This window comes from Snodgrassella sp. W6238H11 (assembly GCF_016100525.1).
GTDB classification, from domain to species: domain Bacteria; phylum Pseudomonadota; class Gammaproteobacteria; order Burkholderiales; family Neisseriaceae; genus Snodgrassella; species Snodgrassella alvi.
Map to the genome: position 1 here is coordinate 172436 of NZ_JACFSH010000002.1, position 16645 is coordinate 189080.

Sequence of the window (16645 nt, forward strand, 5' to 3'; positions counted from 1 at the left end):
TTGATAATTTAAATTATAGATAAATAAATTAATTTTTAAATTTATATTTAATGATTTTCAACTTTAAAATTAATAATAACAACTATAATTTATAATCTAAACATAAATAACAATCAGAAAAATACCATATAAGCCGCGCTAAATTAATCTTAACCTTATAATCGGTATTGCAGCCAGCTTTTGGCCATAACCTATAATCTTTATCCAAGGCTCAGATTTGTTCATGGCTGCTGAATTCAGACTAATATACATAAAAATGCCACAAAAGCATAAAACTCTTGTGGCATAAGCATGAATTGTCACTCAGCCGGCAACCGACCGGCAGCTCTGTTAAATTTTAATGTAAACCGACAATATTGCCCTCAGCGTCAATATCAATCTGTTGATAAGCAGGCAGAGTACCCAGCCCTGGCATAGTCATCACATTACCCGCATATACACGGATAAAGCCCGCACCGGCTGATACTTGTAAACGGGCAATTTCTACATCAAAATCTGTCGGAACATTTTTCAGATTCGGGTCTGCACTGATAGATAATGGTGTTTTCACCATGCATAACGGTAAATGATCAAGCTTAAGCTGCTTGATTTCTTCAATATTCTGCAACGCCTGTGCCGACAGATTAGCCTGACGCGCTCCGTATTTCTTCACCATGGTCTGAATTTTTTCCGGCAGCGGCATATTGTCAGCATAGGGCAGATTAACCGAATTTTCCTGATTGCAGGCAGCGACTACATGCTGAGCCAGAGCCTGAGTGCCCGCACCACCCTGAGTAAACGCATCACTGATTTCACATGCACATGCACCGTGTTCCAGCGCATACTGGCGTACAAAATCCAGCTCTTCCTGATGGTCGTACGGGAAGCGATTAATAGCCACAATCACAGGCAGACCATAGCTTTTCGCATTCTGAATGTGCCAGCCCAGATTAGCACTGCCTTCAGCCAGCAGCTCAACATTACACTGAGTAACTTCTGCCGGTAACGGCTGACCCGGCTTAATATTAAACCGGCCGCTATTCGATTTCAGGCTGCGTACCGTGGCTACCAATACAATGCATGAAGGCGCCACCCCAGTCTGGCGGTATTTAATATTAAAGAATTTCTCCATGCCCATATCAGAGCCGAAACCAGCTTCTGTTACCACATAATCCGCCACTTGCAGGCCGACCATATCAGCCAGCACCGAAGAATTACCATGAGCAATATTGGCAAACGGTCCGGCATGAATCAGTACTGGGGTCTGTTCTGCTGTCTGCATCAGATTCGGATTAATCGCATCTTTCAGTAACACCGTCATCGCACCGGCTACCTGAAGTTTTTCTGCCGTAACCGGATTGCCCTGAGTATCATAAGCCAGAATAATCCGCCCGATACGCTGGCGCATATCCTGTAAATCCGTCGCCAGAGCCAGAATCGCCATTAATTCGGACGCAGCAGAAATCTCAAACCCGTCTTCACGTTCCACACCATTAACACCACCGCCCACACCTACTTTAATCCGGCGCAATGCACGGTCGTTGTGGTCGATTACCCGTTTCCAGACAATCCGATTTTTATCAATATTCAGCCGCGGCAGCTTGGTTTGTGCCGTAAACTCCTCGCCCAGATGTTCTTCATAGTATAAGCGTGCATCCAGTGCCGCAGAAGCCAGATCATGAGCCGCTGTAATAGCGTGAATATCACCGGTTAAATGCAGATTCAGCTTTTCCATCGGCAAAACCTGTGCTTTACCGCCGCCGGCTGCTCCGCCTTTTACCCCGAATACCGGCCCCAGACTTGGCTGGCGTATACAGGCAATCGCTTTCTTACCGATAAAGTTCAGCCCCTGACTCAGCCCGATGGTAGTTACTGTTTTACCTTCTCCCAGCGGTGTCGGCGTAATGGCCGACACCAGCACCAGCTTGCCCTGTTTGCTATCCGGCTGAATCACCTTTAAATCTACTTTGGCTACTTCACGGCCGTAAGGAATAAGGTATTGTTCGGGAATGCTGCTGTTGCGGGCAATTTCGGTGATGGGGAGTAGGGATGTACAGAATGTCATGGAGCATTTCCTTAGTACGGATTATAAAATATTGTAGATGAAACAGAATAATTGTAAGTTGATTTTCATAAACCTGACAAAATAAATGGTAAAGTAAATTGCGAAAATAACTTATCATCCGGTTAATAATGAAAATTTTAGTTTGTATGAATTTTTATAAAAGGTTGATTTTAATAAATGTTGTTTTTATAATACAATAAAGCCATGTATGAAATAACATATAATATAAAATAATCATTTATAAAATTTGTAAATAATTTGAATGAAGTTTTTAAAAAATACCATTTTTTAAACCTATATGTACAAATTAATATAATTTTAATATTATTAATTATTTTATTAAATTAGGCCTATTTATATCCTGATTATGAGTACTTTTTCACAAGCTAATAAAGAAATTTTAGAAGGTCAAAAGGCAATAGGTTTTGATTATCAATTTGATTATTTTGTTTTTCGAGCTTTACAATTAAAAGAAGATGAAAGTATTGGTTATGAGGTTTTGGATGATGTCCACTTAGAAAAAGCAGATGGGACTACAATTTTATTTCAATTGAAGCATTCTTCTCAAAGAAAACAAGATGGTACAATCAAAAATCTCACTGATTTAGATAATGATTTATGGCACACACTTTATAACTGGGCAAATAAAATAAATACAATAAAAGATTTTTTAGATAGACATTCTTTTGTGTTAGTAAGTAATAAAAATGAAAATTCAAATGGTAATCAATTTATTGATTTACTTTATGATTTTAAGAAAAATGGTAATTTGAGAGAAGCTAGAGATGAAATCGAGTTAATATTAAAATCTACTAACTCTGAAAATATTAAAAGAGAAATTTACTCAGTACTTAATTTATCTGATAAATCACTTGGGGACTTTTTACGCAAAATCCAAATTGATCTAAACGTAGATGACATCATTGCTAAAAGTAAAAAATGTTTAATTGATTATCATATACAAGAAAAAGATGTAGATAAATTCTACGAACATTTATTTTCTCAATTGAAGAGAAATTCATTTGAACAAATTAAAGCAACAGGAAAATTTATACTTACTAAAACTCAATTTAGCATAATCTATAATCAGATTCATTCCTCTACTATTAGTAAAATAAAACTTCCAAAAAGAGATTTTGGCAAAATAGAACCCCCTGCAAATTTAGAAGAATTAAATTTTGCTAAGCAATTAATTGATATCAAAATGGTTAGTATTGCTTCTCTCAAACAAAAAACAAAACTAATTCAATACTGTGTTGAAATGCTACATACAGATAAATATATAAAATTTTGGCTTACGGATTCGGCTATTACTTATGCTGATATACAAGATTATAAAGATGAATGTGTTAAACTTTATAATAATATATTCGATAGACGCTACCGAAATATTGATCTTAAGTGTAATTCGGGAACAAATATTAATGAATTAGAAGAAGAAATTAACGATACCGGTGTTCAAATCGTATACGATGTTAGAGAATTAAATGTGAAAATGTCAAATTATGATTCTCAATTAAGTATAGAATTTAGTAATGGTTTTTTTTGGTTGCTTTCTAATAAATTAGAAATTGGATGGCATTATGACTGGCAGAATAGGTATAAATAATGAAAGATTTTTATTATATATATAATAATGAAGCTTTGGCATGTTGTGTGTTTATTGCAGCATTGAATCATTGTCAAACTTTTGATATAGCCCGTTCGTGTCTTTTGTTGCCATTAGTTTTTGACCAAAGAATGGTTAATTATTTTAATATAAAAAAAATAGATATGAAAAATCTGCATATACTACAGCAATTAATTGACGATAAGCCACATGTATTTTTATCTTTTAATTCTAGATATAAAATGCTTTTGCCAGTTTGTATAAATTCATTAATTATATTGTCAAAATATAATTTGATTGAAATCGGTAAAAATATAAATATAATAAAAAAAGGGGCAATTACATTTGAAAATACAGAGTTAGGTGAGCGATTTAATAAAATTAGTAAAGTGATTCCTAAAATTATTGATATAATGAGTTTATACTCTACTGATAAATTATATAAAATTTTGAAAATACAATTATGAAATTTATTCTTCATGAAATTAAATTATGGTTTAAAGATAAAAAAGCTACATCAAAATCTTACTATTTTTTGCCAAATAAAATAAATGTTATTACAGGGGATTCAAATACCGGTAAAAGTAGTTTTCTTAATATTATTGATTACTGTTTACTTTCAGATCAGGTTAAAATTGCAATGCCTATCATAAAGGCAGTTGATTGGTTTGGTATAAATTTCACTATTAACAATGAAAATGTATTTATTGCACGAAGAAGTGCTAATAATGGAATTTCTTCAATTGATGTATTTTTTGGTAAAAATTCTTTTCCTGAAATTCCGTATAAAAATTCGGATAGACAGGAAATACAAAATTCTTTGAATGCAGCGTTTAATATAACTCAGGAATTAAAGGATATTTTAAATATTTCCTATAGAGATTTTTTACTATTTAATTCTCTAACGGAAAATATAATTGCATCTCAAGAATTGTATTTCGATACAATATATTTTGAGCAAGAATATCCAAGAATGGATTATATAACTAAATTAAAAACAATATTTAATTTTATAACTGGTATAACCACTCTAGAAAACATCAAAACTGAAAAAGAGTCAAACGAAATTCAGGAATACATTAAAAAATTTGAAGATAAAAAAAGAAGAAATAATAACAATAATATTAAATATAAAAATGATTTAATAGAAATTTTGGATGAATGTAAAAAATACAAGCTTCTTGATGAATCTCTCAATTTTGAAACAGTTGATGAAATTATTGAAGCTATTGAAAGTATTATACCTGATATTAATATTATTGATAATAATAATGTTTTGAAAAAAATTGATAAATTGAATAGTAGGAAGAAAATTTTGCAAGATCAATTATTTATAATTAAAAGATATAAAAAGGAATTAAATAATTATCGTAATAATTTAATTAAATCTGCAGATAGTTTACAACCTATTGATTTTTTATATGATAATTTATCAGACCAAATAATATATCCTTTAGAAACACAGGAGTTTTTAGAATATTTAAAAGTATCATTATTGGATATTAAAGAAAAAACAAATAGTAATAATTTTATTCCTAATAATATTATAAATGAGATTACTTCTATTCAAGAAGAGATAAAGCTAATCGATAATGAAATTATTCAAGAAAATAAAAAAAATAAAAATATTCCCTTAGGAAAAAATTATAACTGTTTTATCTTAGGTAATATAAAAGGAAAACTAAACAACATTAAACAGTTTTATACTAGGAAATATGTTAATGTTAAAGAAGAAAAATTAGCAGATAAAAAGAAAAAAAATATAGAATTATTGGATGTTTTGAAAAAAATTAGTACAAATAAAGAAGAGAAAATAAATAAATTAAATATGTCAATTCAATTCTATTATTCTCTGTATAACTCTATACCTGTTTACAAAAATTATGTAACTAAATTTATAGTTGAAGAAATGTCATTGAAATTATATCCATCAAATGATATGTTTCCAATAGGTAATCTAGGTAGTAAGTCTAATTTCATGTTTATGCATTTATATTTTTATCTTGGATTACATACTTATTTGCTAGATAATGAATTTTCTTATTTACCACAATTTTTATTTATTGACCAACCGAGTATTCCCTATTATGAAGGCAATGATGATAATTTAAAACTTTCCCATGCTTTTAATTTACTTAATAAATTTATTGATATAGTAATAAATGAGAAAAACACAGATTTTCAAATATTTATGGTAGAACATGCTCCTAAAGAAAATTGGGAAAATACTCTTATTCATTTCCATACAGTTGATGAGTTTTTAAATGGTGTTGCTTTAATACCTCAACAATTAATTAAAAATGATTAAATCGATGCGTAATATTCATTTAGGTAATTTTGAAAAATTGGTTATACATTATATTGGCAACAAAAGTAGTGCGGATGGTGTACGATTATGTGATGAGTTAAGTAATTATAAAAATGTCGAAGAAATTCTTAATAAATTGATTACTTCCAATTTTAAATTTGATGAGTTGTATCAGTTTCATTTTTTTCCTGATTTAGAGCTCAATCCGGTTTATACCATTATCAAAGCCATGTTTGAGCATACAGATATTGATGATTTTATTAATCAGTCTAAAAATATGGGGCGTTATCTGTATGAAAAAAGTAACCATCCGCAAATTAAGCCCGGAGAATTGGGCGTATTTTATCTTGCCGACTGTACGGTAGATGATGAAGTAGTGGATTGTATTGGCATCTTTAAATCAGAAAACAAGCAGAAAATTCTTAAAGTTGAAGACCGGCAGAATGGTTATGATTTAGCTGATATTGAAGGATTAAGCATCCAGAAGCTGGATAAAGGCTGCCTGATTTTTAATCTGCATTCAGAGCAGGGCTATCTGGTTGCTGTTGTGGATAATACCAACAAACATGCAGAGGCCAAATACTGGACTGAAGATTTTTTAAGTATCAGACCTGTTAATAATGAATATCATCAGACTACTCAGATTATGGAAACAGCCAAACAATTTATTGCCCAGACCATGGATGCTGATGATGAGGCGAGTAAATCAGAAAAAATCGGTTTGCTGAACAGGTCTGTTGATTACTTTAAAAATAATGAGCAGTTTGATTTGCAGGAGTTTGAGCAGCGGGTTTTTGCAAATGATGATCTGATTCAGCAATATCAGGATTTCAGCCAGAATTATGCGCAGGAAAATCAGTTAGAACCGGTAAAAAGCTTTGCTATCTCTCCCAAAGCGGTAAAAAAGCAGGAGAAGTATTTTAAAAGCGTGGTGAAGCTGGATAAAAATTTTCATATCTATATCCACGGTGGTAAAGATATGATTGAAAAAGGGCGGGATGAAGACGGGCGTAAGTTTTATAAAATTTATTATCAGCAGGAAAAATAGTAAACCTGACTTATTTAGTATTTTGGATTGTCTGCAAAATAGAATAACGATAAATCTGACAAAATAATGTCAGATTTATCGTGTTTGTTTACAAAGAGAGTAACTCTCTAATAAAAATTTATTTACCAAAAATATTACTAAGCGTTAAATAAGTATATTGATAAAATTGTTAAAAAATTTATGGTAGTAAGAGTGATTTTACTCTTATCAGCCTGCAACTGAATGTAAGTTTATGCAGAAAGTGGTTTCTAGCCAATAAAACAAAAGCTGGTTTCTGTAATATTAGAAATTGAAAATCTTCGAATCTAGCAGAAAATACAGCTATTTTTATAGCAAAAGAAATTAATTCAAAATTTTTAATCAATAAATTCCTATGAATGTATGACTAAATTAGTGATATTAATATATCCGTAAATGGAACTTATTTATTATTGATGTTTTATATTTACACTAGCCGAATTAACTTCAATATCAGTTATGGGAGGTTGATTTTTTACTAAATCAGAAAGACGTCTGTATTTTTTCCAGTAAATAATCGGATTAGAATTATCCGGAAGTTTATCAGCATAATAGAAGGTATAATTCTCATTCGTTACATTTGTTTTTATGTTAATGAAAGTAGAGTACAAATCAATTAGATTTACTCCGCTAATCACTTTTTTCACCAGAATATGTTTTTTTTCATCCGGAGCTAAATAAAACAATGGTACTTGATATTCTTGTAATAAACCACCCAGATCATGAAAAATACGATCTGGTTCAACCGATAACCCGTGATCTGAAAAATACATTAATTTATATTTTTTTCCTTTCATAAGTTCTGTCAGTTTTTTTATAAATAAATCTAATTTTTCAATGCTTGCCACATAGCAGCCAGCTTGATTATTCAATTTAAAATTTGATTTAAAATCATTAATTTGTGAGCATATTGGTTCATGAGAGCCCATCATATGCACAAAAACTACTTTTTTATTACTGTTTTTGTTTATTATTTCCGAAACAATGGGTAACATATGATCATCATCATTAAAGCTAGTATAGTATGGACCTTTTTTTAAAAATTTGGATTTATCAGTTGTACCAGCTAATGCAGAAAAAATATTATCTCCATATTCACTTGTGCCCTGATTGCTAACCCAGTAAGTCTCATACTCGGATTTTTTTGCTAAGGAAACGAAATTAATTTCCCAGTCAATCTTATTTTTCTCAGGATAGGCTTTAAATAAAGTTCTAGTTAAGGATTGTTCTGTATTCGGACCAGCAGCCACTAATCCATCAATAAAAATTCCATTGGCTGTATTTAAAAAAGGAGTTGTATTGAGAGGGTAGCCATATACGGATAAATAATCTTTTCGTACAGATTCACCGATTACGACTAAAAATATTTCAGTATTATCATCTTCATTTAACCGACTTACCCGGATATTGTTATTATTACTGCCAATATATTTTTTCATTTCTTCATGTATTGAATTTATTTCTTGATATGCAGATATGACATTTTTTAAAAATGCGCTATTATTTACTTCCAGGTTCTGATAAGAAATGCCGAGTAAAGTTATTATATAAAAGAATATAAAGCTCATTACTGAGACAAATTGTGAAATTTTATTTTTCTTAATTTTTTGTGTTTTTATAATTTTATTTAAATAATAAATTAAACCTTGAATAAATATAAATACTACAGTAATTAAAATTTGCTGTTTGACAGCCATGAGATAACCAATAATTTCAAGTTTATTAGTTTGTAATAGTGGCATTAATAAATCAGCTGTTGGTTTGCCGTAATTTATCCCTGTAGGAAAATAAAATGATAATACGGAAAACGTAACTAACAGACTTATTAAAGTAAATTTATTTGCCGAACTTAATATGTAACAACCTAAAAATAATAAACCAGTAGAAATAACTGTATGATCAAAATCATAGTAATAACCTAAACCATATACAAGAGCTAAAGTGGATATAATATATAAAATAGGTAATAAAACTAAGGCTGTTTTTCTGGTTATCACTCATATACCCCAATTATTTATTTAAAGCATCTAGGTAAGAAATTTTGCTATGTGCTTAAATAGTTTATTGATTTGTATTATGAAATTAATATTTGATTTCACTAAGCTGTTAATATTAGTTCTTAATGATAAATCTTTTTATCATATTATAATAAAGTTTTAGGTATAGTTCTCCGGTTTTAAATGAATCATAATCCATTTGTTAATAAGCGATTTGTAAATAGCGCATTGATAATATATATAAACACAGAGTAGAGATGATATTTTTTAATGTGTCTGTATCTAAGATGTATAAATAACAATTCTTTGGTCCCGCCGACAGGAATCGAACCTGTATCGCACGCTTAGGAGGCATGTGTTCTATCCGTTGAACTACGGCGAGACATTTTAAAAACAGGGCTATGGCTGAAATCTGCCATAGCCCGTTATTTTAAGAGATTCGGGCTAAAGATGCCAAGGCTAAATCTCGCATAGCCTGGGTGGTTTCATTAACCGGTAACTCATCCAGGCAGTTAATTGCGGCATCTACGGCTTTTTTTGCCTGCATAGTGCAATAAGCCAGTGCATCAGAGTTGATTACGTGATCGTGAATTTTGTTGAAATAGCTGCGGTCGGCGTGTTCCAGAGCATGGCGTACATCGGCTTTGGCCGCAGCACTGCCCTGATTAAGCAGGTAAATCAGCGGCAGGGTAGGTTTGCCCTCAGCCAGATCGTCGCCGACATTTTTACCAATGGTTTCTACATCACCGGCGTAATCCAGTACATCATCGATAATCTGGAAAGCTGAGCCCAGATATGTACCATAATATTTTAAAGCCAGTTCCTGTTGTTCTGTAGCCTTGGCAAGTATGGCACCTACTTGTGCCGCTGCCTGAAAGAGTTTGGCGGTTTTGTATTCGATTACCTGTAAATACTGTTCTTCAGTGACATCAATATTACCAATATTCATCAGCTGCATGACTTCACCTTCAGCAATGATGTTGGTGGCTTCTGCCATCACTTCGAGAATACGAAGACTGCCGGAGCCAACCATCAGCTGGAAGGCTCGTGTGTAGAGAAAATCGCCCACTAATACAGCAGCGGCATTGCCAAACAGATTGTTCGCAGTTTCCCGGCCGCGGCGCAGGTCGCTTTCATCCACTACATCGTCGTGCAGCAATGTGGAGGTATGGATAAATTCCACCATGGCGGCCAGTGAAAAAAGCGGGTCTTCTGTATAGCCCAGAGCTTTGCCGGCAAGGATGGTAATTATCGGGCGCAGGCGTTTACCGCCGGCACTGATAATATACTGGCCTATTTGTGAAATCAGGACAACTTCGGATTCAACAGCACGGTTGATTACCGCATTAACACGGTTTAAGTCTTCAGGCAGGTGTTTCTGGAAATAAGGCAGGTTCTCAAGCATGTGTTTAGTGTTTCTGCAACTGGTAATGATGATGTGTTTTAGCCATGTGTCCCCGAAACTGCCGGGCACTTTTGTGTATTATTATACTTGAAATTCATTTGGGAAATGAGAAAAGTTAGATTGGGTTAATAAAGATGCAATTGTGAATCGGACAGGTAAATTATGCTGGTGTATACACAAGCCGGAGCAGAAATTCTATGCTCAAAGCGGTGCATCCGTCAGAAATGGTGGTATATCCGGCAGCCGGTTAGCAGTTATGCTGCAATACTTGTAAAGTATTTTTGTGTGCTTGTACGGTAGACCGGAGAGCAAATTTTATGACACTGAATAATTCAGCTCAAGTTTGAGTATGGAACATTATTAATATAAATCAGTTATGTAGTGCTTCGCCATTTTATCCATTCATTTACCGGAACTTAAAGCATTACTTGAAGAAATTAATGCTAAAATAAATTGCATAAAATCAGGTGCATTACTAATATGCCGGAACCGCCTGAATGGATAGGCTTCGGAATTAAATATGAGTTTCGGATTATAGGACAAAATCCCGTTATTCCAAGATTCATCCAATTGCATGCAATAAGGGCTTGGCATGGGTAATGACTTCGATAATGCATCATGATAGTGAGTATCTGGTTGGTGATTATCCGGTAAGGTAAAACCGGTATTTGTCATATTTAAGGGGATGGTTATGCTGTTTTTGATTATTTCCTCTAATGACTGTTAAGTGACAGCAGTTAATACGCCATCTAAGACATCTAATGCCATAGTTTGAGTGGGCTTGCTTTGGCTGTGACTAGTCTGTGAATGTAACGGGTCTTGCATATGCTTGGCAACACTATAAATAGCTTTCGGTAGGGCTTAATTTTTAATTGACTTAACTAATCTGAGCTATATATGCCATGAGATATTTATTATTGTTTTGACAGTAAAATCATGCGTTGATATAATCGCGAATTCCGTTTTTTGCGGAAATTTAATTTTTGTTTTTAATTGAATTCCTATTGGAGTTGAGTATGTACGCGGTCGTAAAAACCGGCGGTAAACAATATAAAGTTGCCGTTGGCGAAAAATTAAAAGTAGAACAGATACCAGCAGAACTCGACAGCCAGATCGAACTGAATGAAGTTTTGATGATTGCTGACGGTGAAGCGGTGAAAGTGGGCACGCCTTTTATTGAGGGCGCTAAAGTAACCGCTAAAGTGGTTGCACATGGCCGTCACGATAAAGTACGTATTTTCAAAATGCGTCGTCGTAAACACTATCAGAAACGTCAGGGTCACCGCCAGAATTTTACCCAGATTGAAATCATGGCGATTGCCTAATTGAGTGAAGGAATAACAGAATGGCACACAAAAAAGCAGGCGGTAGCTCCCGCAACGGTCGTGATTCAGAAGCCAAACGCCTGGGCGTTAAAGCCTTTGGTAATGAGCTGATTCCGGCTGGTTCAATTATTGTTCGTCAGCGCGGTACCCGTTTTCACGCAGGTGAAAATGTAGGTATGGGTAAAGACCACACTCTGTTCGCTAAAGTGGATGGTTATGTGGAATTTGCCGTTAAGGGCGCGCTGAACCGTAAAACCGTAAGTGTGCGTCCGTATACCGGCGCAGACGAGTAAGTTTTTACTGATGTTAAGCCCTGCCTTGTCTGGCAGGGCTTTTTTGTTATCAGGTCAGCTGGTGTGAAGAGGCAGCACAGATATTCTGTACTTTGGCTATAATCATGCTATGAGGTGTTCACAAGGGTATTACTGAGACTGGTTGCCCGGCATAAATATTGCAAACTGAGAATGATATGAAGTTTATTGATGAAGCAAAAATCGAGGTAGTTGCCGGCCGCGGCGGCAATGGTGCGGCCAGCTTCCGCCGCGAAAAATTTGTGCCTAAGGGCGGCCCCGATGGCGGTGATGGCGGCAGAGGCGGCAGTGTCTGGGCTGTAGCCGATGAAAATATTAATACCCTGGTGGAGTATCGTTTTGTTAAACGCTATCAGGCTAAAAACGGTGAAAAAGGTCATGGTTCAGACCGTTATGGTCGCGGAGCTGATGATATTGAGTTGAGAATGCCGGTAGGTACGCTGATTCGTGATGTTGATACGGAACAGGTTGTGGCGGATTTAACTCATCATGGTCAGAGGGTATGTCTGGCTAAAGGCGGTAAGGGCGGCTTAGGTAATATTCATTTTAAATCATCAGTAAACCGTGCTCCTAAGCAGGCTACACCCGGTGAAGAAGGTGAAGCGCGCAGTTTGTTGCTGGAGCTGAAAGTACTGGCAGATGTCGGTTTGCTCGGTATGCCGAATGCAGGGAAATCTACGCTGATTAGTGCAGTTTCGGCTGCACGGCCAAAAGTGGCTGATTATCCGTTTACAACGCTGCATCCTAATCTGGGGGTAGTACGCAGTGATGACAATCACAGTTTTGTTATGGCTGATATCCCCGGTTTGATTGAAGGAGCTGCTGAAGGTGCCGGTTTGGGGCACCGGTTTCTGAAACATTTGTCGCGTACCGGATTGCTGCTGCATGTGGTGGATCTGGCTCCTTTCGATGAAGGTGTGGAACCGGCAGCAGAGGCGCTGGCGATTATTGAAGAGTTACGCCGTTATGATGAGGCTTTGCACGATAAGCCGCGCTGGCTGGTGTTGAATAAAATTGATATGCTGGCTGATGATGAGCGTGCCGAACGTGTGGCTCAGTTTCTGGCAGATATTGGCTGGGATTACCCGCAGCCGGATGATCAGTTTGAATTTGATCTGACAACCCCGCGGGTATTTCAAATCAGTGCACTGGCACGTGAGGGTACGCAGGAGCTGGTGCAGACCATACAGCGTTATTTGGATGTGAAGCATGAATTACTGGCAAAACAGCAGGCTGAACAACCTGTTGTAACGGAAATGCCGACTACAAACGGGTTGATACAGCCGGAATAATTATGCTATACGGATAATTGATGTAGCCACCTGTTACAGGTGGCTTTTTTGTATTGGAATGAATCAGAAAATTGATGGTACTGAGAAATTAGTTTGTCTTATTTCTGACAGAACGGCGGCGGATAAAACGATATATCAATTGCAGGAGCAAGACGCTGACTAATGCCAGAACGGCAGCCATTGATATATGATCTATTGTATATACCGTTGATTTTATCGGTGTGACTGTGCCGGCGGTAGCCTGATAGGTGGCAATGGTAATGCTGCGTGATGTACGCAGGCTGGTTCGTATCAGCTGTTGTTGTGCGTTTTGTTCAATAACTTTATAACTAAAGGTATCGTTATCATTTTTCTGTTTGCTGCCGTCAGGCTTTTTAGCCAGAAAAGTGGTATTGGCCAGTGTGTACTGTTGAACGTAAGAATAGGGCAGGGCAAGAAAGGAGCCGTCCGGTTCAAAGGCTGCAATAGTCAGATCGCGGTGCCATGGTTTGTGATTGGCCGCAGTTCTGCTGTCCTGACCGGCAAGCAGGAAAATAAATAAAATAAAGAAGCCGCAAAATAAAATCAGTTTAAGCAGTCGCTGTTTAAACTGACCGGAACGCTTCTGAGGCTGACTGGCTGCCGGATTATGCTGAGTACTCATGTAACTAACCACTGCTGATTGATTAAATTCAGCCTGAATAATGGCTGAAAGGTAATTTTACCTAATTTTTGGCCTGTGAAAGCTTATTATATTGTTATTAATATTCTGATACGGGTAAATAATTGCCGATTTTATTGATTTTAATGGCATTCTGATTTGATGATTTATTTGTGCTCATCTTTTTTTCTGTGCCCGGTATGTTTGATAAGGATGCCTCGCCGATGATAAATAATGGTATGACGGTCAAATGGAATTTGAATTTTCAGATGGAAATTATTATCATTAATTTTGGTTATTGTTAATCTGATACAGGAATGAGTGTATGAGTGAGCAACAGAATGTCGCTGAGCTTCAGGCTGCTGTAACACGTTTACAGCAATTAAATTCTCTGGTTCTGGCTACGGTAGCACAGGATGGTACCCCTCAGGCAAGCTATGCGCCTTTTGCTGAATATGATGGTTGTCTGTATATCTTATTATCCGGTCTGGCACCACATACACAGAATTTGCAGCAACAGGAGCAGGCCAGTGTGATGCTGATTGAAGATGAAGCTTCGGCACGCAATATTTTTGCCCGTGCCCGGCTGAATTATACGGTATCGGTTACGGTAATTGAAAAAAACACAGCTGATGGCATTGCCGCTTTGCAAGCAATGAAAACAAAACTAGGCAATACAGTAGATGTGCTGTCTGAATTGCCGGATTTCATGCTGTTTCGTCTGCAACTAGAAAAGGCTCGCCTTGTAACTGGCTTCGGCCGCGCTTATGTCTTTATGCCGGGTAAGGTTGATGGAGCAATACAGCTGACTGAAAAGAATGCTAAAACAGTGTGATGTCGCTGTGCGCAGCGATTGCTCGGTAAAGGTGGTTAAAATCCCGTACAATAGTCGTTTTATTCGGACAAACCGGAGCTGCGTGCATGTGGTGTTGGCCTAAACGAATTTGGGTAATTATCCATACGGTGTATGTATATGGTCTGCTGGATCTGGTTCAGCAGCATGTACATCCGTCATGGCTGCAAAGGCTGATACGTTTACTGCCGCGCGGACACAAATACCGGCAGCTGGATGCAGCGGTACGGTTGCGACTTGCTTTGGAAAGTCTGGGGCCGATTTTTGTTAAATTTGGTCAGGTATTATCCACCCGGCCGGATTTAATCCCTGCTGATTACGCGCGTGAACTGGCCTTACTGCAGGACAGGGTGCCGCCGTTTGCCAGTGATGTAGCAATCCGGGTGATTGAAACTGAGCTGGGCAGGCCGCTGGCAGAAATTTACGCCCGCTTTAATCCGCAGCCGGTAGCCAGTGCGTCTATCGCTCAGGTTCATGAAGCCTATTTATTCAATGAGGCCGGTGGTATCGGTCAAAAGGTTGCAGTAAAAGTTCTTCGTCCTGACATCGCGCCGGTTATTGATCAGGATTTAGCACTGATGGCTGTAGGAGCGCGCTGGGTAGAATGGCTGTTTGCAGATGGCAAACGCTTAAAGCCACGCGAAGTAGTCGCAGAGTTTAAGAATTATCTGCATGATGAGCTTGATCTGATGCGGGAAGCCGCTAATGCCAGCCTGCTCGGGCGGCAGTTCAGTAAAAGCACTATGCTGATTATTCCGGCTGTTTACTATAATTATTGTGCGCGTCGGGTGCTGACAATTGAATGGATGGACGGTACTCCGGTTGCCAGTACCGATAAGTTGCGTGAAAAGAATATAGATTTGCACCAGCTGGCACGCTATGGGGTAGAAATATTCTTTACTCAGGTATTTGACAACGGTTTTTTCCATGCGGATATGCATCCGGGCAATATTATGGTCGCAGATGACGGCAGGTATATTGCACTGGATTTTGGTATTGTCGGCACGTTAACAGATTATGATAAGCGCTATCTGGCAATTAATTTTTTGGCGTTTTTCAATCGTGATTATCATCGGGTGGCTACTGCGCATGTGGAATCCGGCTGGGTACCGGCAGATACGCGGGTAGAGGAGCTGGAAGCAGCAGTGCGTGCTGTATGTGAACCGATTTTCAATAAACCGCTGGCAGAAATTTCTTTTGGTATGGTGCTGATGCGGTTGTTTGAAACCAGTCGTCGTTTTAATGTGGAAATTCAGCCGCAGTTGGTGCTGCTGCAAAAAACATTACTTAATATAGAGGGGCTAGGAAGACAGCTGGATCCTCAGCTGGATTTATGGGCAACTGCCAAACCGTTTCTCACCCGCTGGATGCATAATCAGATTGGTCTGAAAGCGCTATGGAAAACGCTAAAGCAGGAAGCACCAGACTGGGCGCAAATGCTGCCTGCACTGCCACGTAAGCTTAATGCCCTTGTAGATGAAAAGCGTCAGCTTGAATGGCGTGATGCCTATATTCATCTGCTGCGTACACAGCGGCAGCAGAATTTCTGGCTGGCGGTAATTGCTTTGGTGATGCTGGCAGTTTTTCTCTTTAAATAAAATTTAACTGTGTTTTTAATGTGAAATTATCGGATATCAGCTTGCTGTGCTGAGATGGTAACCGTTACGGTTTAGCTGGTCTTTGGTTAATAATTGTACTGTTTTTATATTGTTCTTATGCTGAAATCTGCTTATAGTTATATGCGGTGCTTTAAGGTACAGATTTCGGGTTATAATTTTGTCATTGTTTTAGCTCG

General features: G+C 36.9%; 13 protein-coding genes and 1 tRNA gene. 9 read left to right on the forward strand and 5 right to left on the reverse strand.

What is annotated here, in order from left to right:
- Positions 1–337: 337 nt before the first annotated feature.
- Positions 338–2044 carry a formate--tetrahydrofolate ligase gene (locus H3V00_RS04235; RefSeq protein WP_198206998.1) on the reverse strand — a complete coding sequence of 569 codons (1707 nt, stop codon included), beginning with the start codon at positions 2042–2044 and terminating at the stop codon, positions 338–340.
- Positions 2045–2411: 367 nt separating this feature from the next.
- On the opposite strand from H3V00_RS04235, the gene H3V00_RS04240 reads away from it, so the two are divergent.
- The 4 genes from H3V00_RS04240 to H3V00_RS04255 are packed head-to-tail and all read left to right on the forward strand — an operon-like array spanning position 2412 to position 7009.
- Positions 2412–3653: a hypothetical protein gene (locus tag H3V00_RS04240; protein WP_198206996.1), complete on the forward strand. Its 1242-nt coding sequence runs from the start codon at positions 2412–2414 to the stop codon at positions 3651–3653.
- Positions 3653–4120, forward strand: a complete 468-nt coding sequence (locus H3V00_RS04245) for a three component ABC system middle component (protein WP_198186333.1) — start codon at positions 3653–3655, stop codon at positions 4118–4120. Before H3V00_RS04240 ends, H3V00_RS04245 begins: the two co-directional genes overlap by 1 nt.
- Entirely contained in the window at positions 4117–5961 is a 1845-nt protein-coding gene (locus tag H3V00_RS04250) for a DUF3732 domain-containing protein (RefSeq protein ID WP_198206994.1), read from the forward strand. The genes H3V00_RS04245 and H3V00_RS04250 overlap by 4 nt, the downstream gene beginning before the upstream one ends.
- 4 nt (positions 5962–5965) lie before the next feature.
- Complete coding sequence (locus tag H3V00_RS04255) at positions 5966–7009, forward strand: nucleoid-associated protein (protein WP_198206992.1); 1044 nt, start codon at positions 5966–5968, stop codon at positions 7007–7009.
- Positions 7010–7437: 428 nt separating this feature from the next.
- Here H3V00_RS04255 and H3V00_RS11650 read toward each other — a convergent pair whose 3' ends face one another.
- The 3 genes from H3V00_RS11650 to H3V00_RS04270 all read right to left on the reverse strand — a co-directional run bounded on the left by H3V00_RS11650 (position 7438) and on the right by H3V00_RS04270 (position 10429).
- Positions 7438–9024, reverse strand: a complete 1587-nt coding sequence (locus tag H3V00_RS11650; protein ID WP_084565527.1) for a phosphoethanolamine transferase — start codon at positions 9022–9024, stop codon at positions 7438–7440.
- Between the two features lie 307 nt (positions 9025–9331).
- A tRNA-Arg gene (locus tag H3V00_RS04265) sits at positions 9332–9406 on the reverse strand.
- A 48-nt stretch (positions 9407–9454) separates the two neighbouring features.
- The gene (locus H3V00_RS04270) at positions 9455–10429 is read right to left on the reverse strand and encodes a polyprenyl synthetase family protein (protein ID WP_198206990.1); all 975 of its coding nucleotides are present in this window, start codon (positions 10427–10429) and stop codon (positions 9455–9457) included.
- Positions 10430–11445: 1016 nt separating this feature from the next.
- Between H3V00_RS04270 and rplU the strand changes: the two genes are divergently transcribed.
- The 3 genes from rplU to obgE all read left to right on the forward strand — a co-directional run bounded on the left by rplU (position 11446) and on the right by obgE (position 13357).
- Positions 11446–11754, forward strand: coding sequence for a 50S ribosomal protein L21 (rplU, locus tag H3V00_RS04275; RefSeq protein WP_198206988.1), 309 nt, complete (start codon positions 11446–11448; stop codon positions 11752–11754).
- 20 nt (positions 11755–11774) lie between these two features.
- On the forward strand, positions 11775–12047 hold the full coding sequence (rpmA, locus tag H3V00_RS04280; protein ID WP_025331257.1) for a 50S ribosomal protein L27: 273 nt from the start codon (positions 11775–11777) through the stop codon (positions 12045–12047).
- Positions 12048–12223: 176 nt separating this feature from the next.
- Positions 12224–13357 carry a GTPase ObgE gene (obgE, locus tag H3V00_RS04285; protein ID WP_198206986.1) on the forward strand — a complete coding sequence of 378 codons (1134 nt, stop codon included), beginning with the start codon at positions 12224–12226 and terminating at the stop codon, positions 13355–13357.
- A gap of 88 nt (positions 13358–13445) precedes the next feature.
- On the opposite strand, the gene H3V00_RS04290 is transcribed toward obgE, so the two are convergent.
- On the reverse strand, positions 13446–14000 hold the full coding sequence (locus H3V00_RS04290; RefSeq protein WP_198206984.1) for a hypothetical protein: 555 nt from the start codon (positions 13998–14000) through the stop codon (positions 13446–13448).
- A gap of 322 nt (positions 14001–14322) precedes the next feature.
- On the opposite strand from H3V00_RS04290, the gene H3V00_RS04295 reads away from it, so the two are divergent.
- A complete protein-coding gene (locus tag H3V00_RS04295; protein ID WP_025331254.1) occupies positions 14323–14832 on the forward strand; it encodes a HugZ family protein in 510 nt (169 codons plus the stop codon).
- An 86-nt stretch (positions 14833–14918) separates the two neighbouring features.
- Positions 14919–16448: a ubiquinone biosynthesis regulatory protein kinase UbiB gene (gene ubiB, locus H3V00_RS04300; protein WP_038648989.1), complete on the forward strand. Its 1530-nt coding sequence runs from the start codon at positions 14919–14921 to the stop codon at positions 16446–16448.
- Positions 16449–16645 lie beyond the last annotated feature (197 nt).